The organism is Paenibacillus sp. AD87 (genome assembly GCF_001659845.1).
In the GTDB taxonomy this organism is placed as follows: domain Bacteria; phylum Bacillota; class Bacilli; order Paenibacillales; family Paenibacillaceae; genus Paenibacillus; species Paenibacillus marchantiae.
Genome location: NZ_LXQN01000007.1, coordinates 2,667,677 through 2,688,096 on the forward strand (window position 1 = coordinate 2,667,677; position 20,420 = coordinate 2,688,096).

A 20,420-nucleotide genomic window follows, 5' to 3' on the forward strand; every position below is an offset into this window, starting at 1 on the left:
CATTCAAATCTCCCGGCAGAACGGGTGGCATGATGTTAAATCCGTCGCAACCATATTCTTCAAACCATTGTTGCATCAAATCAGCCAGTTGTTCATAGGTGCCGACAAACTGCATGTGCCCTCTTGCCCCTATCAGCCTCCGACCCAGCTCGAGAATGGACAACTTATCTTTTCGTGCCATGTCCATAATCAGCTGTACCCGGCTTTTCATGCCATTGGAAGCTTCCACCGGATCAGGAATGTTGGGCAGTTGGCCCTCAACAGGATATTCCGAAAGGTCAAACTTAAGCATCCCGGATAACATCCCTACTGCGGCTGCCGGAGGGATCAACTCCTGCAGTTCTTGATATTTTCGCTGAGCTTCCTGCTCCGTCTTAGCCAAAATCGGTGATAAACCAGGCATTATTTTCATGCTGCCTTGTTCGCGCCCATAAAGTGCGAGTTTGGATTTGACGTTATTATAGAACTCTTTCGCAGCATTCAGAGACTGTTGGGCCGTGAAAATCACTTCACCATAGTTGGCAGCAAAATCCTGTCCCGGTCCGGATGATCCAGCTTGGATGAGTACAGGGTATCCTTGCGGCGAACGAGGTACATTGATCGTACCTTGGGTAGAATACCACTGTCCTTTATATGAAACTTCTTTTAATTTAGATGGGTCTGCAAATAGTCCAGCCTGTCGATCCACAATTAAGGATTGATCTTCCCAACTATCCCAGAGCAGAGTGGCTACTTCGACAAATTCCCGGGCCATTTTATATCGAAGCCCATGCTCGGGATGCTCTGTTCGTCCATAGTTATTTGCTTCAACATCCAATTGGGAGGTCACGATATTCCATCCTGCGCGTCCTTCACTGATATGGTCCAATGTGGCAAATTTTCGAGCTACGTTATACGGCTCGTTATAGGTAGTCGACACCGTGGCGGTCAAACCCAGCTTTTCTGTATCCGTAGCCAATGCCGACAGGAGCGTTAGCGGGTCCAGCATCCCTGCAGCCGATTGATCAGCGCCCATTACATAGAGAAGATCAGCCAGAAACATCATATCAAACTTCCCACGTTCAGCCGTCTGTGCGATGGATCGGTAAAACTTATAGTCAAAAATCTTTTCAGCTCCTGAATCCGAGCGGCGCCAGCCATAGTGATGATGACCTGTATAATAAATGAATGCCCCTAGATGAAGCTGCTCTTGTCTAGTCCCCATATATATCTTCCCTTCTTGTTTCCATTTTTGGATTATCCCTTGAACGTATCTCGCCAGCTTAGCCATCTGTCTTCAAGCAGTCGCACAGCCGAATCCGAGAGCTTGCCTACAACCGCAAAGACTAAAATACCGACAAATACAATATCCGTTTGTGAGTAAGCACGAGCATCCTGTATCATGTAACCGACGCCTGCACTGGTTCCCATCATTTCAGCAACAACAAGGACTAGCCACGCCGCGCCCAAAGACAGTCTCACTCCTAGCAGAATATTAGGAAGTGCCGCAGGGATAATGAGCTTGCCAAGTAGCTCCCATCTTGAATACTGGTAAATCCGGGAGACTTCAATCAGCTTCATATCAACATTTCGTATACCGAGAAATGTATTCACATAAACAGGAAAAAACGCGCCTAGCGAAATCATTAGAATTTTTAAACTCTCCTACACCAAACCATAAAATGAATAATGGAATGAGGGAAAGGAGCGGGATCATCCGCAGCATCTGTAATGAAGGGTCAAGTGTGCGCTCCGCCAATTTTCCAAGCCCTGTGGATAGGCCTAGCATGAGCCCCGTAGCTGTTCCAAGCAGAAAACCCAAGCCCGCTCGATAGGAGCTGATCCCGAGATGTTCCAGCAACTCGCCGTTCAAGATTAGACGGATGAACTGCTCTGCAATCTTGGAAGGAGCAGGTAGCATGGTCGCTGAGACCAGCTGAAGGGCAGAAGCCAATTCCCAAATGAGGAGAATAGCCAACGGAATAATCCACCCGTGAAGACGACCCGGAATTCTGCTCAGCCAATCTCCTGCTCGTTCGGTTTGTTTACCAATCTCCAGCTTGCTCATTTTGCTTCTTCTCCTTTAAAACCTTCTTGCCACCGTAGCGCTCTCGCCTCCAGAAGCTTAATGATGGAATCTGACAGTTTGCCCACGACAGCAAAAACAATGATTCCCACAAACACTACGGTGGTGAGTGAGAACGATCTAGCATCATTGATCAGATATCCCAAGCCTGCACTAGAACCCATCAATTCGGCAACGACCAGACCCAGCCAGGCGACACTGACGGATAAACGTATCCCCAGAAAGATATTCGGCAGAGATGCTGGAAGAATTAACTTCGTGATCATCTGCCATTTGCTGAATTGCAGCACCTTTCCTACATCAAATAACTTGCTGTCAACGGATCGGATACCCAGAAAAGTATTAACATACAACGGGAAAAAAGAACCTTTAGCTATCAGCAGCAATTTCGAAGTTTCACCGAAACCGAACCACAAAATGAACAAGGGGGCAATGGCCAAGTGAGGCAGTGTACGCAGCATTTGAAAAGAAGGGTCCAGCAGTCGCTCTGTCTTGTAAGAAAATCCGACCCACAAGCCCATGCTTAGACCAAGACCGCCTCCAATCAGAAAACCAAGCAGAGCTCTCCACGTCGATATGCCCAAATGCCTCACAAGTTCACCCGTCTCCGTCATGCTGACAAGCTCTTTCCATATGCTGCTTGGCGTTGGAAGCAGAACCGGGTTCAAATATCCCATAGCCCCGGCTACTTCCCACACGATTAACAAAGACACCGGAACGATAAGCCCTAGTACCATATTGCTAGCTCTTAAGTAAAGCTTTCGCCTCTTAACCGAGTTTTTCTTTTGAATTAAAGGGGGAATAACTGCCTTTTCCGCACGCATTTGCATGTAGTGAACGCCTCTCTTCTATAGGGGTCATTATGTTTATTTCAGTGGATCCTTGAGAGCTGCGTCGATATATTGATTGTCCGTTATAGTTTTGATCACAACCTGATTCCGAATGTTCTTCACTTTATATTGGAAATCCGCTGTTTGCTGCATTTCATCTACGATATCTTCATTAACTGGCGTGTTAATCATCCGGGAACGTTCGAACGTCCCACTAATAACACTTGCAGGAACGTTACGTTCAGCTGCATATCTGTCGATCGCTTCGGTTTCATGCTCGCTTTCCCACTTCAATGCTTTATTAACTACCTTCAAGTACAGAGTAACAAGCTCTGGATGCTCCTCTGCAAAATCAGATCCCGCGATCGTAAACGAAGGAGACAATACGCCAAGCTGCTCTCCGTCAGACAACACTTTTCCTTTTCCCGTTAAGGTATTAAGTGTAATGTAAGGGTCCCATGTCGCCCAGGCATCCACACTGCCGGTTTCAAACGCAGACTGTGTCTCGTCGGGCTGTAGCTGAATGATTTCAAAATCTTTATCTGTTAAACCGGACTTCTCCAAGCCACGGTATAGAAAGTTATATGCATTGCTTCCTTTTGTAACGGCAATCTTCTTGCCTTTCAAGTCACTAAGTGACTGGGCGGTACTACCGGCAGGTACAATAATTGCAACGTTATTTTTTCCGTCTAGAACTTGCGATACGATTTTGAAAGGAATATTCGCTGCTTGTGCTGCGATAATTGGCATGTTCCCCAGGCTGGCGATATCCAGCTTATTGGAAGCAATAGCCTCTGTCATGGGCGGTCCGCTCTGAAACTCAATCCACTCCACTTTGGCCCCTGTTTTTTCAAATTCTTGTTCAAACCATTTTTCTTCACGTGCTTTACCGAATAAGCCCCCACTTCCCTGAATCCCAATTTTGACGGTTACATTTTGGCTCTTGCCTGAACCACTTGCGTTTTCATTTGAACTTTTGGTTGCACAAGCCATAGTCAATAAAGACAACGCGAGCACCATAACAAGAACTAGATGAGATTTTTTCATATAAACCACTCTCCCTTTAATATGCTGTACATTCTTCTTATCCTTTGGACAATGCTATATACCGCCGCCTACATCATATAAAGGCTCATCCACTTTTTCGAACTCATTTAATACCAGTCTCCGCATCTCCTGAAATGCACTGCTTGATCTTTTTCGAGGAAAAGGTAAATCAATCGAGAGAATACTCCAAATATGACCTGGACGCGGATTCATAATGACGACTCGTTCCCCTAGGAAGACGGCTTCATCGAGATCGTGGGTTACAAACAACATTGTTGTTCCATTGCGTTGCCAAATATCAAGCAGTACTTCCTGCAAATGAGACCGAGTAAATGCGTCGAGCGCTCCAAAAGGCTCATCCAGCAACAATACATCCGGGTTACGCAGCAAAGCTCTGGCAATGGCAACGCGCTGTGCCATACCTCCTGACAATTCACGAGGGTATGATTTTTCAAACCCTTTTAAACGGACCAGTTCAATTAGTTCCTCCACCTTTCGGCGGACAACAGGATCTCTAAGAGAGAGATTGGCTGCAATGTTTTTCTCCACCGTTAACCATGGAAATAGCCGGGGCTCCTGAAAAATGAATCCTTTCTCTATGCTGGGGCCTGCAATCGGTTTGCCGTTGAGCAACACGGTTCCCGTATACTGTGTATCTAAGCCAGCCACAATTTTAAGCAAAGTGCTTTTTCCACATCCGCTCGGACCAATGATAGTTACTAATTCACCTTTTCGAACTTTGAGCTGAATGTTGTTTAACGCAATGATTTCGCCTACAGGGGCGACAAACGTTTTGTTCAGGTCACTGATCATAAGCATATCCCCAGACATTAAAGACACCCTTTCACATTTAATCAATAATACTTACATGTTTACTTGGTTTTGAGGCAAAAAAAAGAGATTTACCCCTTTCCACTTCAAATAAAGCGGGGCAGTGTAAATCTCTACGATTGCAAATCAACAAAGTGAATTTTGGTTCGTTTTGTTATACGATATATTACCAATACCATTTCTTACCTGTCAAACATTTTTTTATTTATGTAACTTAAATCGTTATTCCCTTCAAATAGACCAGCGGTTGATACCACTGTTTCTGGTTCCATAAAAAGTCGAACAATTTTTTGGGGGTCAATATCTACTTGTATTTCATAACCGGGAGCGAGCTGCAAGGTCAGACCTTGAATCAGACTTACAAAATAAAATGCAAGTTGTCGAATATCTCCTTGTATGATGCCGCCCGCCTCCTGTCCTTGGCGAAAAATCTCTGCCAAAGGTTCCAGATTGTCCGTAAATCTCTGGGTTGCAGCTTGTTTTATTTCAGTGCTGACGGCATGATTTGTTCGTATACTTTGGAGCATGATGGTGAAGGCCCAGTTACTCTCGTTTGATAACCACCCTTTGCTAATCTCGAATAGTTTTTCACGAGGATCTATATCCATGTCTGCTATTTGTGCAATAGTCCTCCCATACATCGTTTGTCCTCGACGCAGAACCTCACTGAAAATTTCGTCCTTCGAAGTAAAGTAGGTATAGATATTGCCTACGCTAAGTTTTGCTTCCTTGGCAATATCTTTAATATTGGTTGAATCAATCCCACGTTTCGCCATGGTTTGCAAGGCTGAATTTAAGATATGCTCAATGCGTTCCTTTCTCATTTGTTGGTCCTTCAGAATGTTTCTGGGTGACATTTGAATCCTCCTCCGTTTTATTACCAATGATTGATCTATGATTATTAATTCTACGCCCAGTTACCGTTACGAAACACAGGTTCCAGGCCTCCATTTGCAAGTTCTCCGTCAATGTCCATATTAGCCGATCCAATCATAAAATCGACATGAATGAGGCTTGAGTTCACACCGTTCGCCGCCTTTTCCGCTTCAGTCATTTCGTTCCCTCCCTCAAGACAGAATGGATAAGCATTACCTATCGCGAGATGGTTGGATGCATTTTCGTCAAAGAGAGAATTGTAAAAAATAAGCCCTGATTCTGAAATCGGGGAATGATGCGGCACCAACGCAATCTCGCCCAGATAGGCCGCACCTTCGTCGATGCTAATTAATCTTTTTAGCACCTCAAGCCCTTGCGTTGCTTGAATATTAATAATTTTCCCATTTTCAAACGTCAAGGAGAAATCATCAATTAGATATCCTTCATAACTTAGGGGCTTAGTACTGCGAACCGTGCCGTTCACCCCTTGCTTTAACGGGACAGTCCATACTTCTTCTGACGGAATGTTTGCCAAAAATGAAACACCCTTTTCGTTGATGTTATCCGCATCACTTACCCAGATATGTTTAGGCGACAGTTCTATCCGCAGATCCGTACCAGGTCCATGGTACCGAAGTGCTCGATATTTTTTACGATTAAGCTGCTCTGTCTTGTTTCTAAGCAGCTCAAGATGTGTCTTCCATGCCTCAACGGGGTCTTCCGAATTTATCCGCGTAACGTTAAAGATAGCTTCCCACATCGTATTGATCAAATGCTCTTCGGCAACATCAGGAAACACCTTGGCAGCCCAAGCCGTTGATGGAACCGTAACTATAGACCAACTGACCTTGTTGGACATGCCGTAGCTGCGAAATTTGGCTAATGCCTTACCTTTGGATGCATTCAGATTCATGATCCGCTGTGGATCTATTCCATGTAGAAGATCGGGATTGGGTGCAGTGATCGTCAAGAAAGTAGCATTATTTTCGGCAAAAGTCTCCCAACCGGCTGCACGGAACACCGGATATTCATGGAACACCGAATCAGGAGCAAGTTCATATTTTAAACGCGTAATCTCATCGTCGTTCCACTCGATATAGACATCATGAGCGCCGGCCTCATAAGCATGTTTCACAACAAGTCGAACAAACGGAGCAGCCGATATTGGCGCGGTTATGACAAGCGTTTGTCCCCTCTGAACATGAACACCCACGTTGACCACGAGTGCTGCGTAACGCTCTAATTTTTCACGGAAGTCCAATAGCATTCTCCTCCTCCTGACTAAAATTAATATCGCTGGTTTAATTATTACTCTTCATAATATCATTCGTTAATATTCCAGCCTATGATTTACTACCCTGCCAATATAAATCCTTCGAACCAAATAGAAAATCAGAAGTTTCTGTCCGAAGGGACAACTATTGCTCCGCCTATTTAATCCAACAATTAGGCGTATACATAAGTATACAGAGCATGATTAACATATGTTGAAATAAAATTGATTCTCGGGGTGACGTCGTGGCCAAAGGCAAAAGAAATAACCTGATGAACGAGGAGCTAACTTCCTTGGAATTAGCTAAAATCGGACTAACGTTAAACGTGATCGGGGATATACTTGGTTATTTCTCGATCCTCAAAGCGGAGGAAGAAGCAGCGAATCTGGCTGCCGATACGAATAAAATGGGTAATACCACAGCTGTAAAATGAGCATTCAACTTCCTCTGATTTCATTCCCTTTAAAAATAAAAAAATGGAAATGCGATTATGCGCAAAGAAACCGAAATTGTACGAATTTCCGTTTCTTTGCGTATTTACTTTAACCCATCATATCTTGTAATTGGAACTCTATGAAAATTTTGCTATACTATTTTATGCTAGATTACGATTCAGATGAGATGCAATTCTACTATATTTGATGAGTTGGAGGAATGCAAAAAACATGTTACATACACGAATAGGAAAGACTGCTGCTGCCACTATTCTTGCCATATCCTTACTCGGAACCACTGCAAACCTTAATGATGCCTATGCTGCACCGGCCATTTCGGTCTTGCTAGATGATGTTCCTCTGAAATTCGATGCATCCCCTCTGATTGATAAAGGTGTTACCTATGTCCCTTTCCGGACGGTTGGCGAAGCCCTGGGAATTAGCATTACATGGAACAGTAAGGCGCAAACCGTGAAAGCAATAGGAAAGGTAAAAGGTCAAGCGACAGAAGTCCTGCTTCAAGTGGGAAGCACCACAGCAACCGTCAATGGAGAAAAAGTTAAGCTCGCAGCGCCACCCGTTCAGCGGGAAGGTCGTGTACTTATTCCACTCAGTTCGTTCAGTAGTCAGTTCGGTGTTAATGTAGGCTGGAACCAGTCAACTCGTACCGTCTCTCTTGTTTCACCTCAACGTGAAATGCATTTGAGAGCCTTCTATGCGCTGCAATCCTATAAGGAAATCGATTTGGTACCATCCATGAACTCCGTCGCTTTTGGCTGGAGTCGCATCGATCGTGAAGGTCAATTTACGCTTCAGGGTGATGAGTATCAAATTCCTGCAGCTGCAGGTGACGTTACACCTAAATCCATCGTTGCTGATGCAACGAATCAGAGTATTAAACCGTATCTTATGGTTTATTCTTTGGATGGAAACGGAGAACTGACCAAGGTGCTGAGTGACAGCAGCATGCGCCAGAAGTCCATTGAAGGCATAACTGCTGCCATAGCTGAGAATGGTTTCGGAGGGGTTGTTCTTGATTTTGAAGGACTAGGTTTTAAGCTGGACGCTCTAGAGCAACAGAAGCTGCTGAACAATTACGTCAAGCAATTGAAGGATTCCTTGCCTAAAGACATCGCTCTATCTTTGGCCGTGCCCCCATTAAATAGTGCATATAAAGGCTATGATTACAAAACGCTCGCTTCATTGGCAGATGATATCATCATTATGGCTTATCAATATAATCCGGTCGGCACCAAAGCGCAGGTTCCTGAGCCGAACAGTCTTGTGGATCAGGCCATCCAGCTTGCGTTAGATGCTGGCGTTTCCAAACAAAAACTTTTGCTCGGTATCAGCTTAAATAGTGAAACCTCATCTTCCATAGATGATAAACTGGGTCTTGCCAAGCGATATGATCTAAAAGGAGCAGCCTTTTGGCGCCTTGGCTTATTCCGTACCTACAATAATCAGATGGAAGACGCTGTAAATGCCTCTGTAATAAAAGAGTAAAGGAATTTCGATATTCTTGACTCCATCGGCTTTCCACACACCAAAAAAAACGAACCGAAATCTCTGGATGCTGACAAGAGATTTCGGTTCGTTTGTTATAGACGATATCTATGCGTTCAATGAGGAGTGTTCGTTTCTGTGGGTTGCACTGAGTACCAGATCTTTTTGATAAGCAAGCACTCGATCCCAGTCCCCATGAAAAATCGGTATCCGATAGTACCCAACTCTTTCATAAAGGGCCGCTGCCTCAGGCTGCTTGGGGCCAGTCTGCAGCTTCAAATTGGTGTAGCCGAATTCGAGCGCAAGACGTTCTGCTTCGGCCAGAATGGCCTGGGCCACACCCTTACGACGGAAATCCGAACGTGTATACATACGTTTGACCTCCACAGTTGTATCATCAAGGGGCCTGATGGCTCCGCAGCCTACCGGATATCCATCCAAACGCGCGACAATAAAGGCTGCTCGCGGTGTCTCCACATCGGATGGCTGAAATCCCGCTGTCCCATCGCCGCCATATAACAATCCCAGTTCTTCGCTTAGCTCCTTGATTAAAAGTTCCGAATCCTCGCTTCGAATATCTTCGGCGGCAGCAAGTACGATCGACGACATTGCGTAAAACCCCTTTCCCTCATTGGATTTATTGGATTTTGTGATTTATATAAATTATCACGAACAGGTCCTAAGCGTCAATTCCCCATCGATTGAATATTTCAATAAGCAAACTGACGAATAGATTCAGAGCAAAAAAGTCGCCAGATTGGCGACTTTCCCGACACTTATATGATTACAATTGGACGGATGCACTTCATTCCAAGCCCTACTTACCCTTCAACCACATCGGCTCGCAAATCCGTTGCAACCTCGATCATTTGCGGAACAACAGCTTCATTGACAATGGCAACATACAGATCTCCCATATATAGACGAAATGGAATCTGCAGGTTCTCATACGTCCACATGAAGAAATCCCCATCGATGGACATGACGCTCTCCGGTCCCTGGACGGTAAGAACAGGTGAGTATGTAAAGTCCGGTTTGGATGCAAAATACTGTTTGCATTCTTCCAAGGAGATGGATTGCTCCTCGTTATTTTCTTGCATGGATCGAGTGATCCGAAAACGTTGATTCATGAAATATGCCTCCAATTAGAATTTGTGCAGAACCTGTCCCAGAATTTCGATGCCCTTCACAATTTGCTCATCGGAAGGTGTTGAGAAATTAAGTCTGATCGCATTGCAGGTTTCGTTCTCATCGACGAGAAAAGCTGTTCCTGGAACAACAGCTACGCCTTCCGCAGCGGCTGTTTTGGCATAATCAAGCATCGGGATATGAGCTGGCAGATCACACCAGAGGAACAGTCCTCCATCCGGTTGGGTAAAGGTAATGGACTCACCCATATGCTCCTGCAGCTTGTCAATCATCAAGGCAGACTTCCTGCGATAAATCGCACGGATACTGCTGATATGCTCTGCATAGTTATACTCAGTCATGAACTTGTGTGCTAGAATCTGCGGCAGCATGGCTGTATGTACATCCTCTCCCTGTTTGGCAACAACCATCTTCTGAACAACCTCGGAAGGAGCCAGAACATAACCAACACGCAAGCCAGCGGACAGAATCTTGGAGAAGGAACCTACGTAAATAACCAGACCTTCATCATCCATCGACTTAATTGTCGCTACATCTTCTCCACGAAACCGAAGTTCTCCGTAAGGGTTATCTTCTAGGATCATAACTCCATACTTCTTGGCAAGATCATAAATTGCCTTGCGCTTCTCCAGGCTGGTGGTAAAACCTGTAGGGTTTTGGAAGCTCGGAATCACATAGATCATCTTTACATTCTGCTCGGTTTGCAGGGCATGCTCCAGCTTCCCGATATCCATACCGTCCGTCTCCATCGGAACGCCGACCAGGTTTGCACCTGAAGCCCGGAAAGAGTTCAGTGAACCGATAAAGCTCGGACTCTCACAGATAATCGTATCCCCTTCATTACAGAATACTTTACAAGCAAGTTCAATTCCTTGCTGTGCTCCAGATACAATGAACAGTTCATCCGATGCTTTGCCCGTGTCAAAGCCTGTCTTCAGATGTGTAGTCAATGTATCCCTCAGCGGGGCATAACCTTCGGTAATTCCGTATTGCAGTGCTGTTACCGGGTCCTGTTCCAGAATCGATTGAGTAAATGTGCGAATCGCCTCAATAGGGAACGTCTCCGGAGCGGGATTCCCCGCAGAGAACGGAATTACATTTTGGCCCGAAGAAGCCTTCAGGATCTCACGAATGATGGATGGCTGCAATGCAGCAATCCGGTTGGAAAATGAATAGTTCATCTTAAAATAATGCCTCCCGAATTCAAATCAGACTCTTGTCTCTATAACTACAATTAGATTCTATTATACGAGTATTTGGCAGATTTCTAAACGGTCTCGTCAAAATTGGCAGAGAAACAACAAAAAGAGGCCGGCATAAGCCGCCCCATGTTCTATGAATTTCACTTTGCTGCCATCTATGATCGATGGACAAGATTGATTTCTGATAACCGTGTTGCCTTCACCAAATAAGTCGCCAGACCAGGGACCATCCGGGCCAAACCAGGATAGAACTTGTTCGTTTTGGCAAAAGCCAGCTTCTGAATTCTTCGTGCACGTCGGAGCAGTCGGGAGAATTCAAGATTGGCTTCTTTCGAATACTCTTGCTGCCATTGCGTAAAGCTGATCTTCCTTTGAAGATACCTGTCAGTCCATTCAGCACACAGCAGTGAGGAACGAAGTGCAATGGACATCCCGTCACCACACAGGGGAGGGATCATCAGCATCGCATCCCCAATATGAGGATATTGGGACCACGGTTCAGGAACATTGGATAGATGAAGTGGTGCAATCGAGACCTGTGTTCCTGGAACTGGGCTTCCCTCAGCAAGTCTCGCGGCCAATCTTTCGTTGGTTAGGGACGCTGCCTGCAAAATATCCTCTACAGACTTGCCGCTTCCCCGCACCATATCAAGGGTCAGCAATGCAGCTACATTTGCGATACCATCCTCAATCGGCGAAATGCCGACATACCCCCCCTCGCAAAAATACAACTCTACCCGTGGCGGGATGGTGATCCCCCGATAGTGCGATTTGATACCAACATATGCTGTTTTATCCCGCAGCTCTGCTGGCGAGGTCATCCCCCTCAGCTTCTTCGAGCCATGGGCTCCAATAACGGTTTTTGAGCTATAATGAATCCGCTCATTTCCTTTTTGGGCTTCGACTTCATAACTATAATCATCTAACTGCTGAATGTTGGTTATCGTTGCCTTTGTAACGATCTCAACGCCTGCGGCTGTGGCCTGCTCGTGTAAAATCCGATCCAGCTCATATCTGCTAATACCATAGGCCATTCCCGGCAAAGGTGCCACGATCTCCCCGCCCTGAGGCATAATGATCTTGGCATGATCCAGGATACTCGGCTTTATCTCTTGTTCACTAAGGTTGATCCCCAAATAATCCAGCATCTCCGTTGTCTCAGGTGACATAAATTCACCGCATGTTTTGTGACGTGGAAATTCCTGCCGATCCAGCAGCAGTGTCCGATGCCCTTGCCTGGCAAGCTGCAACGCGCAGGTACTGCCGGCAATTCCCGCTCCGATGACTATGACATCCAATGGTTTAGACACGTAAGAACACCCGCCTTTCATTGTCCATTTAAGATAACTGCCTGTTGATGTAATGATGCTATGATAACGTCCCTTGTTGGGGTATCACGACGGAATAGCGGAACAAAGGCTTCCATTCATAGGTCAAAGTGTCATGGTTCAACTGCTGTTTCAAGTCCCGCCAATCCCTTCCCGTGAAGCCTTTTGCAACAGACAACGGTCCATCATGACGAATATACCGATTGCGTGAGATCATTCGAGTGGTTACCCAGACAGCCGCATAAGATATGGGATGCCGATGGATATCGTTTATGACAACGCCATATTTGGAAGCACGCAGCATATGCGAGACCATCTCCACGAGTTGCTTTCCTTCAAAATGATGGACAAATTGCGAGCCGGTTACGATGTCTGCTGAGGCATCCGGCAATTCCTTGACATCGGCACGCCGAACCTTGATTCTCGGTTCATTCCGGAAAAGGTTCCTCGCTTGCTCACATGCCTCCTCTGTCAGATCGACCAGAGTAATCTCAAGCTTAACTCCCTTCTGGTCCGCCCAGCGCAATAACTTCTGGTTCACATCACCTGAACCTGCTCCCACATCAAGAAGGGTCAGCGTAGTTGGACTGCCAATCGCTTTCCATAACTTTTCCACCCCTGCGCGGGTTGGAGCGGGAGCAGCAAATATTTTGTTCAGCCTTCTCAGATGTTTGAGCGCTTCGCTCAATTCTTCTCCCCCCGTGGAGAAATCGTCCATCAACTCGTCTTCCTTTGCCCGTACGGAAAGTGTTCTAAAGAAGGACATGATCCCGCTCCTTTACAGCTGTATATTGTGAATGATTTTCTCCAATTAACAATTATCCCCTTAACCAAGCCTTATAATCGTAAGCACTGCGATATGTTATTTTACGAAGACTTCCCCCTTCTCAGAATGCTTAATTCCATTACACTCTAAAATGAATAAATTCGATGCTGCATTGCCAGATAAAAACATAAAGAAGTCGCCAATGAGGCGACTTCTGTTTGTATATGTGATGAACCTGTTAATTTACGTTGGTTCCATCTTCCTTATCCAATCATCTTGATTATTGATGACCAACAATTCGGTGAGGCACATAGGGTTCTTCTAACGATGCTATTTCTTCAGGTGTTAGCTTAATCGAAAGAGCGGCTACACCATCCTCCAGATGCGATATTTTGGTAGCACCAATGATGGGAGCTGTGACCGGTTCCTTTTGCAGTAACCAGGCAAGTGCGATTTGTACACGAGGAACCCCATGCTTCTCAGCAATCGCGGCAACCTGATCAATGATCAATCGGTCGGTATCTGCAGTTGCATCATATTTTTGCTTTGCAATCTGATCGGTTTCGGAACGATGTGTTTTTTCCTGAGGGTCTCTTGTCAATCGGCCTCCCGCAAGCGGACTATACGGAATCACACCGATTTTCTCAGCTTTACAGAGCGGAAGCATCTCTCTTTCTTCCTCACGGTAGATAAGATTGTAGTGATCCTGCATGGATACAAAGCGGGTCCACCCATTTTGCTCAGCTACATGTAACGCTTTCAAAAACTGCCATGCATACATCGCAGAAGCGCCTATGTATCTTACCTTTCCTGCTTTGACCACATCATGTAAGGCTTCCATCGTCTCTTCAATGGGTGTAGTGTAATCCCAGCGATGAATCTGATACAAATCTACGTAATCTGTTTCCAGTCGCTTCAGGCTTTTATCTATCTCACTCATAATGGCCTTACGGGAAAGTCCGGCACCATTTGGGCCTTGGTGCATACGACCATTAATTTTCGTTGCAAGTACAATTTCATCTCGATTGGCATAGTCACGTAAGGTGCGCCCAATCACTTCCTCGCTGGTTCCAGCTGAATATACATTTGCTGTATCAAAAAAATTGATGCCTAAATCCAACGCCTTTTTAATAACGGGACGACTGTTCTCTTCATTAATGACCCATTGATGACCTCCAGGAACTGCTGTACCAAATCCCATACAGCCCAAGCACAGACGGGACACATCCAGACCTGTATTGCCAAGCTTCACATAATCCATTTGCGTATTCCTCGCTTTCGGATGGTTTTTGCTACCTTTGCAGATAGCTCTGATGCCTGCATAAGATACACACGGAAGAATAACTATTCTTGAGTATAGTATTAAGCATGAGAAAAAATCTCGCAATTCCCAAATGGCTATAAAACGTGCATTAGTAAACAACACGATGGGAAATGTTCATTATTTGGTAAGCAAGATGATGAATAATGAACATTTCCCTTTTGTGTATGTCACTTAAGGTTGCTTAGCTTACATGTTGTTTTTTTACGGGGTCAAATAATCGAATTCTCAGCAAAATGGATAACAGACTTAGTACTAGGAACAATACACCTCCAAGCACGATGTACTGTGTGCCGATCCCCGAGATGAACAGCCCGCCTACAGCAGTTCCCAAGGTTATTCCCAAATTACCGCATGAAAGGAACAAACCATTCGAGAAATCGGGCGCTTCTGGCGCGGCAGAGGTGATCCAATACTGACCAATTAGATTGCTTATTGCATAACATACTCCCCATAAAATCACGGTTAAAATCATAGGTCCAGTGGACGTGCCCGTCCAAAAGGATAAAAGATATACGATGCCCAATACTACGGGAAAAAGTATAACGGTTTTACGTGTGTTTTTAGAAAGCAGCCTGCCTCCCACTACGTTTCCCACTAGACTGGCTAAACCATATATAAATAACACGATACTCAATGTTTTTCCCGAAATATGAGTGATAGAGCCCAAGTACTCTGCGATGTAACTATTCACACTTGCTGTTGCCGAAGCCATAAGTATCACTGCAGCGATGGCTAGCCAAGTGATACCTCTTTTTAAGATTCCCAATTGTGTTCCATACGCAAGTTTTTCCTTAACAGGCATAGAGGGGATAAATATCCATGTACCCAGAAATGCCAACGCGTTTACGATCGCAAAGAATACCATTGCCATTTCTACCGATGTTCCATTCGCGATATAGTTTGTGATTGGTACGCCAAGTACCATTCCTGCGGTGACTCCAAGCATTACTTTAGATACCGCTTTGGGAGCTTCTTCACTGCTTACAGAGGTCGCTGCTACGGTCAAAGCCAATGAACAATAAATGGGATGGAAAAAGCCCGGAATGATACGAGCCACGAGGGCAACGGTGAACGTTGGTGCAAAGATGGAAATAATATTACATGCAACAAAAATACCGAGCACGAGTAACATCACCGTTTTACGGTTTATACCGGAAAATAATAAAGGCATCGTAGGACCCGCAATCGCAACAGCGAGTGCAAAGAGACTCACGAGTAAGCCAGCCTTGGAAACACTGACATGAAAATAATCAGCTATTTGAGGTAATATCCCAATGACTCCCATCTCTGTAGTTAGGATGCCGAAAACACCGATAATTAATATATACATGAGTACATGATTTGATTTGACCACAAGCAAAACTCCTTCACTATTTCTGATTCATTCTCTAAACTTACGAATGGCGCAGATAAAAAATAAATGCACAAGAATGTATTTTTGCGCTTATGTGTATTATTATAGAAAGTACGTCTTATCTACAATGACTAAAAGATGATGATTTGTGCATTAGTGCACAGATCGTGGAAATTTGGATACAAACAGAGGAAAGTCAGGTGACTCGAAATGCCCAAAGTGGATCGAAGAATACTCAAATCTCAAGATGCCATTAAAAAAGCGCTGATTGAACTTATGTCTCAAAAGCATTTTGACCAGATTACGATTCAGGATATTTCCGACACAGCGAATGTTAGCCGCAGAACCATCTATCTTCACTATCTGGATAAATATGATTTACTGGATAAGCTCATCGAGGAACATGTGAACGAACTACAGGTATTGTGTGAATCCGAATCTGAAACGAATGCTACAGATGGGGGAATGAGCTGGTTTGAATACTTTGAGAGCAACTATTTATTCTTTTCAGCTATGTTAACAAGTAAAGGAGCACCCTTCTTTCGCAGCCGTTTTCTCCAATTTGTCATCAAGGATATAAAGAACGGATGGGACATGAAAGAGGGAAAAAATCGCGGGATAAGTGAAGATATTTTGCTTCAATTCTTTGCGCCAGCGTATGTGGGAATTGTGGAATGGTGGTTTATAAACCAAATGCCCTATCCACCTCATGTCATGGAAGAACAAGTGAATACGTTATTGGAGCTGAATCTTTCATAAATAAAAACTCACGCTGAACCTTTCTGATATTATAAAAAAAGTCGCCACCAGGGCGACTTCATAACGGTATAGCATTTTCCTCGCTTATAGCGGAGTTAACAATGCTAAGCTATTTTTTTAACATTTGCCCCTGACTATCATTATCATTGGCATTTTCTTTAAAATAAATTTCGTTCAGAACGTTGACACGAACGTTGATCTTTTGCTCCAGCTTCGGAAACCACTTGGTTTTCCATTCCTTTAATTTCCCCTCCGACAGTTGGGGTCGAAATATCATGCCTACACCCAATACATCCGATTTAAAAGATTGAACCTTCCTTACCGTTTCATTAAACTGTTGGCTGATCTGTTCTTTCATTTCTTTCTCAATCACCGCGTTACCCTTACTTTCAGGGCTTTCCGTAATCACTACATTGAGAAGAATATCCGTCAGGATGGATGGCCCGTTCTCCGACCAGGAGGTCTTGTGTTTGATTTTGGTGTCTTGAATAAGAACACTCGTGTTCTGTGCCACTTCAATGGTTCCCCCTGAATATTTCCCTTTAAATAAATTAAACAAAAGTGTCTCTTCCTGATTGAGCGTTCCTACCATGCGGTCATCCCGCATCACGGCCGTGCCTTTAAAGGTGAACAAAGTTCGATCGCCGTTTTTGAGCATGGGGATGGCCATGTCTTCCGTATATGAATTTTGGTTTTGATAAGCTTCCCATATTCGGACGATGGATTGATTGGGCGTCCACCCGGCATCCTGGCTAAAAAAGTCGTAGGAAGAAATTTCAGGTGTTGGCGAAATTTGATGATACATCGTCTTCTCAAAATCACCGTCAATAACCCCTACCAAGCCTTTAATCGAGATATCATTCGCTCTCACAGCAAAATTGATGATGTTATCAATCCCCTGCTCTGCGACTTTCCTGTCGATTAGCAATAATCTCAAATGTACCAATTCGATGCTTTTTTCGGAATCCGTGCGAATCAAATCAATGGCTTTACTGATGGATTTCGCTTCTTTGTCAAGAATTTGGGTTTTGCCTGATGCATCGGGTATTTGGAGAATGATCCTGTATTTTTCCGTGTTTCCCTTTCCCACTCCCATGACAACAGGCAGATATTGTTTGTTAATATCCTTGGTATCCCAACATCCCGGAAGTAACATCATCATAGATAAGCCTACAATCAGAGTCTTGATGATGCGCATGTTCATGTACTCACCCTCTTTCGCTGCCATTGCGCCGCGAGGAATACAATGATTGGAAAACCGATAACGCTATAAACGCAAAAGAAAGAATTCAGGTACAGGTATGAATTCAAAGCGTTGACATCCGGTATCATGAGACTGAACACGTACAAGGTGAAGCACACCACGGAAAGAACCCATAATCGATTGATTTTCGGCATAAATAACTGATTCAGCAGGGACACCAGAATCCAGAGTAAAACGGAAACCTTTAGAACACCCAGCGCACTGGAGGCTACCACGTAGAAGCTTGGAAGCCAGTCAAATACAACCCACTCCAAATCAATGGTATCCGATGCCATAAGCATGGGATATTGCAAATGAATTACCGTTTCCTGACCGAATACGAGAAGCGGAACATATACAGATCCCAAAGCAAACACAAATATGATACCAACCGCAGCAGCTGCTTTACCAAAACTAAGCCGTTGCTTGGAGGGAATCATGCCAAGGAATAGGAACCCGGCTGAAATGACCGTACATACATAGAAATCCGAATTGGAGAAAAACGACATTCCACTATCCCAAATCGGAAAAATGTAGCTGATTCTGAAATTCTGGATGCTGATCATCATGGAGAAAAAAATGAATGGCATCAAGAGAATACACAATCCGATGCTCGCCCGAATCATGACCTCGAGTCCCTTCCAAACAGCATAGAAACACAGAACGATAAAGAGAGCTGATGTTGCTACTGACGGTGTTCTCTGTAGTAATACAGCTTTGATTTCGACAGACTGGAAGTACATAAGCAATAACAGCTCGATATATAGGAAGATCAACATCGGCAGAACGATCAGTCTCGTTACCCATTTGCCCAGTGATTCATTACAGATGTCCACCACTGTTTTCCCCGGAAACTGAGACAACGCTTTTAAGTACATCCATAGAACCAGAAGCTCTGCCAAAAAGAGGATCGTTATGGGTTCCCAGTGTCCTTTTGAAGTGGCAGAGATGATCCGTTCAGGAAAGATGGCAAAGATCGAAGCGAGATGAAGCAGAACAAAAATGGTAAGAATCTGGGCTTTATTCATCCGGAGCCTTTCCTTTCACACTTAAACTTAAGTAGGGAACGGAGAAAGTACTCAACGATGCAAAATACAGTATAATCCAAATCATCGCAGCCTCAAGACCCCATATTCCGAAAAAGGAACTGATGAGCATGACAACGTATTTATACATTCGTATGCCCGTCGTGTTCATATAGCCTGCCAATACAAAGTTGGCAATTGCCGAGGCAACCAGAATAATAATTAATAGATTACTGACGAGTTTGGCCTGAACGATGGCTTGTCCCAACAGAATACCGCCAATCATGGTTATGGTGGGTCCGATGTTCTTGGGAAGTCGAATGGTGGCTTCGATAATCATCTCCAAAAGCAGCATAACCAGCAGCATTTCGATCAACGAAGGATAAGGCACCCCTTCCCTGCTCTTGGCTACCGTGATGGCTAACTGGATACGCAACAGTTCCGGATTTACCGAATTGAGCACGATATACAGACCTGGAAGCGTAACGGCCAAAAGTGCGCCAATGGCCCGTACGGTTCGTAAAAACACTTGAAACAAATACGGGTAGTTAACGTCCAGCGTTGTTGACCATAGATCCATGATGATGGCTGGAAAAGCAAAGGCAAACGAAAATTGATCAATTAGAATAACCACTTTTCCGTTCATCAGATTCTGTACCATCTCCCCAGGTAGCTCCGAAGAGATATACGTTGGTGTTATTGAGAATTTTGGATGCCCCAGTATACGAATCAGGTCCCTTACTGTAGTCAATTCCTTGTCCTTATTTTGTTCCAGCTTATCCCGAATAGACGCGATGACCTTGGCTTGGGCAACTCCCTCCAAATACACCATGGCAATTTTTTTTGTAGACTGGGTCCCCGTTTCTCGCCGTTCAATAACCAAGTCATCGGAAATCATCTTTTTTCGCAGCAAACCAATGTTTTTATTAATATCTTCTGTAAAAGCATCGTACGCAGATTGAAGAGGATTCTCACTCTCCGGTGCGCTGACAGAACGCGAAATGTCAGTATGCTCCGGTTCCATGACAGCTGCCATCCCTTCTGTGCTGAACAGAACAAGCTTTCCATGCAAGAGATGGCCGCATATCTCATCCATTGACATGGAGGCCTCTTCTTCAAATGGGCTGAACATATTTTGAAATGATCCGTTCTCACTACCACCCGCCGCCTGGTTAATTGTAGACAATGTTGTTGGAAAATCGACAAGGGTCTCCATGTAATACGCTCTGAATTCCTGATCGGCGATAACCACATTTTTGCTCAAGAAGTCCGAGCTCTTTTTAAAATGTTCAGAGAGTTGTTTTTCTATATCGTGAAGATCTTGATCATGGATTCGCTGCAAATTTTACCACCTCTTCTGAGGTAGTATGTCATTAAGAAAAAAGTTTATTCAGATAAAAACCTAGA

General features: G+C 44.5%; 19 protein-coding genes and 1 pseudogene. 3 read left to right on the forward strand and 17 right to left on the reverse strand.

The window, feature by feature from the left end:
- The 7 genes and pseudogenes from gpAD87_RS11645 to gpAD87_RS11675 all read right to left on the reverse strand — a co-directional run.
- Positions 1 to 1,204 (reverse strand): LLM class flavin-dependent oxidoreductase (locus gpAD87_RS11645; protein WP_064640869.1); only part of this gene is annotated, 1,204 nt, incomplete at its 3' end.
- Positions 1,205 to 1,236: 32 nt separating this feature from the next.
- Positions 1,237 to 2,047, reverse strand: a pseudogene (locus gpAD87_RS11650) (ABC transporter permease).
- Positions 2,044 to 2,889 carry an ABC transporter permease gene (locus gpAD87_RS11655; protein ID WP_064640870.1) on the reverse strand — a complete coding sequence of 282 codons (846 nt, stop codon included), beginning with the start codon at positions 2,887 to 2,889 and terminating at the stop codon, positions 2,044 to 2,046. The pseudogene gpAD87_RS11650 and the gene gpAD87_RS11655 overlap by 4 nt, the downstream one beginning before the upstream one ends.
- Positions 2,890 to 2,931: 42 nt before the next feature.
- On the reverse strand, positions 2,932 to 3,942 hold the full coding sequence (locus gpAD87_RS11660; RefSeq protein WP_064638503.1) for an aliphatic sulfonate ABC transporter substrate-binding protein: 1,011 nt from the start codon (positions 3,940 to 3,942) through the stop codon (positions 2,932 to 2,934).
- Positions 3,943 to 3,996: 54 nt separating this feature from the next.
- The gene (locus gpAD87_RS11665) at positions 3,997 to 4,773 is read right to left on the reverse strand and encodes an ABC transporter ATP-binding protein (protein ID WP_064638505.1); all 777 of its coding nucleotides are present in this window, start codon (positions 4,771 to 4,773) and stop codon (positions 3,997 to 3,999) included.
- A 182-nt stretch (positions 4,774 to 4,955) separates the two neighbouring features.
- Positions 4,956 to 5,630: a TetR/AcrR family transcriptional regulator gene (locus gpAD87_RS11670; RefSeq protein WP_064638507.1), complete on the reverse strand. Its 675-nt coding sequence runs from the start codon at positions 5,628 to 5,630 to the stop codon at positions 4,956 to 4,958.
- 50 nt (positions 5,631 to 5,680) lie between these two features.
- Positions 5,681 to 6,910: an aminopeptidase gene (locus gpAD87_RS11675; RefSeq protein WP_442950719.1), complete on the reverse strand. Its 1,230-nt coding sequence runs from the start codon at positions 6,908 to 6,910 to the stop codon at positions 5,681 to 5,683.
- Between the two features lie 305 nt (positions 6,911 to 7,215).
- On the opposite strand from gpAD87_RS11675, the gene gpAD87_RS11680 reads away from it, so the two are divergent.
- Both gpAD87_RS11680 and gpAD87_RS11685 read left to right on the forward strand, forming a co-directional pair.
- Positions 7,216 to 7,356, forward strand: coding sequence for a hypothetical protein (locus gpAD87_RS11680; protein ID WP_157258453.1), 141 nt, complete (start codon positions 7,216 to 7,218; stop codon positions 7,354 to 7,356).
- A 232-nt stretch (positions 7,357 to 7,588) separates the two neighbouring features.
- Positions 7,589 to 8,863 (forward strand): stalk domain-containing protein, encoded by a 1,275-nt coding sequence (locus tag gpAD87_RS11685; protein ID WP_064638510.1) that lies wholly within the window; start codon positions 7,589 to 7,591, stop codon positions 8,861 to 8,863.
- A 108-nt stretch (positions 8,864 to 8,971) separates the two neighbouring features.
- On the opposite strand, the gene gpAD87_RS11690 is transcribed toward gpAD87_RS11685, so the two are convergent.
- From gpAD87_RS11690 to gpAD87_RS11720, 7 genes are all read right to left on the reverse strand, one after another.
- On the reverse strand, positions 8,972 to 9,472 hold the full coding sequence (locus tag gpAD87_RS11690; protein ID WP_064638512.1) for a GNAT family N-acetyltransferase: 501 nt from the start codon (positions 9,470 to 9,472) through the stop codon (positions 8,972 to 8,974).
- A gap of 212 nt (positions 9,473 to 9,684) precedes the next feature.
- Positions 9,685 to 9,993 carry a hypothetical protein gene (locus gpAD87_RS11695; protein WP_064638513.1) on the reverse strand — a complete coding sequence of 103 codons (309 nt, stop codon included), beginning with the start codon at positions 9,991 to 9,993 and terminating at the stop codon, positions 9,685 to 9,687.
- Between the two features lie 15 nt (positions 9,994 to 10,008).
- Complete coding sequence (locus gpAD87_RS11700) at positions 10,009 to 11,193, reverse strand: aminotransferase-like domain-containing protein (protein WP_064638515.1); 1,185 nt, start codon at positions 11,191 to 11,193, stop codon at positions 10,009 to 10,011.
- Between the two features lie 176 nt (positions 11,194 to 11,369).
- The gene (locus gpAD87_RS11705; protein WP_064638516.1) at positions 11,370 to 12,524 is read right to left on the reverse strand and encodes an NAD(P)/FAD-dependent oxidoreductase; all 1,155 of its coding nucleotides are present in this window, start codon (positions 12,522 to 12,524) and stop codon (positions 11,370 to 11,372) included.
- A gap of 58 nt (positions 12,525 to 12,582) precedes the next feature.
- Positions 12,583 to 13,308, reverse strand: a complete 726-nt coding sequence (locus gpAD87_RS11710; RefSeq protein WP_064638518.1) for an SAM-dependent methyltransferase — start codon at positions 13,306 to 13,308, stop codon at positions 12,583 to 12,585.
- 280 nt (positions 13,309 to 13,588) lie between these two features.
- The gene (locus tag gpAD87_RS11715; protein WP_064638520.1) at positions 13,589 to 14,569 is read right to left on the reverse strand and encodes an aldo/keto reductase; all 981 of its coding nucleotides are present in this window, start codon (positions 14,567 to 14,569) and stop codon (positions 13,589 to 13,591) included.
- Positions 14,570 to 14,813: 244 nt separating this feature from the next.
- Positions 14,814 to 15,986 carry an MFS transporter gene (locus gpAD87_RS11720; protein ID WP_064638522.1) on the reverse strand — a complete coding sequence of 391 codons (1,173 nt, stop codon included), beginning with the start codon at positions 15,984 to 15,986 and terminating at the stop codon, positions 14,814 to 14,816.
- 210 nt (positions 15,987 to 16,196) lie between these two features.
- Here gpAD87_RS11720 and gpAD87_RS11725 point away from each other — a divergent pair, with 210 nt between their 5' ends.
- Positions 16,197 to 16,745, forward strand: a complete 549-nt coding sequence (locus tag gpAD87_RS11725) for a TetR/AcrR family transcriptional regulator (RefSeq protein WP_063565102.1) — start codon at positions 16,197 to 16,199, stop codon at positions 16,743 to 16,745.
- A gap of 109 nt (positions 16,746 to 16,854) precedes the next feature.
- Here gpAD87_RS11725 and gpAD87_RS11730 read toward each other — a convergent pair whose 3' ends face one another.
- Genes gpAD87_RS11730 through gpAD87_RS11740 form a run of 3 tightly spaced genes read right to left on the reverse strand, consistent with a single transcriptional unit; the run spans position 16,855 to position 20,355 of the window.
- The gene (locus tag gpAD87_RS11730) at positions 16,855 to 17,949 is read right to left on the reverse strand and encodes a Ger(x)C family spore germination protein (RefSeq protein ID WP_063565103.1); all 1,095 of its coding nucleotides are present in this window, start codon (positions 17,947 to 17,949) and stop codon (positions 16,855 to 16,857) included.
- Positions 17,946 to 19,016, reverse strand: coding sequence for a GerAB/ArcD/ProY family transporter (locus tag gpAD87_RS11735; protein ID WP_064638523.1), 1,071 nt, complete (start codon positions 19,014 to 19,016; stop codon positions 17,946 to 17,948). The genes gpAD87_RS11730 and gpAD87_RS11735 overlap by 4 nt, the downstream gene beginning before the upstream one ends.
- Positions 19,009 to 20,355 carry a spore germination protein gene (locus gpAD87_RS11740; RefSeq protein ID WP_064638525.1) on the reverse strand — a complete coding sequence of 449 codons (1,347 nt, stop codon included), beginning with the start codon at positions 20,353 to 20,355 and terminating at the stop codon, positions 19,009 to 19,011. Before gpAD87_RS11740 ends, gpAD87_RS11735 begins: the two co-directional genes overlap by 8 nt.
- Between the last annotated feature and the right edge of the window lie 65 nt (positions 20,356 to 20,420).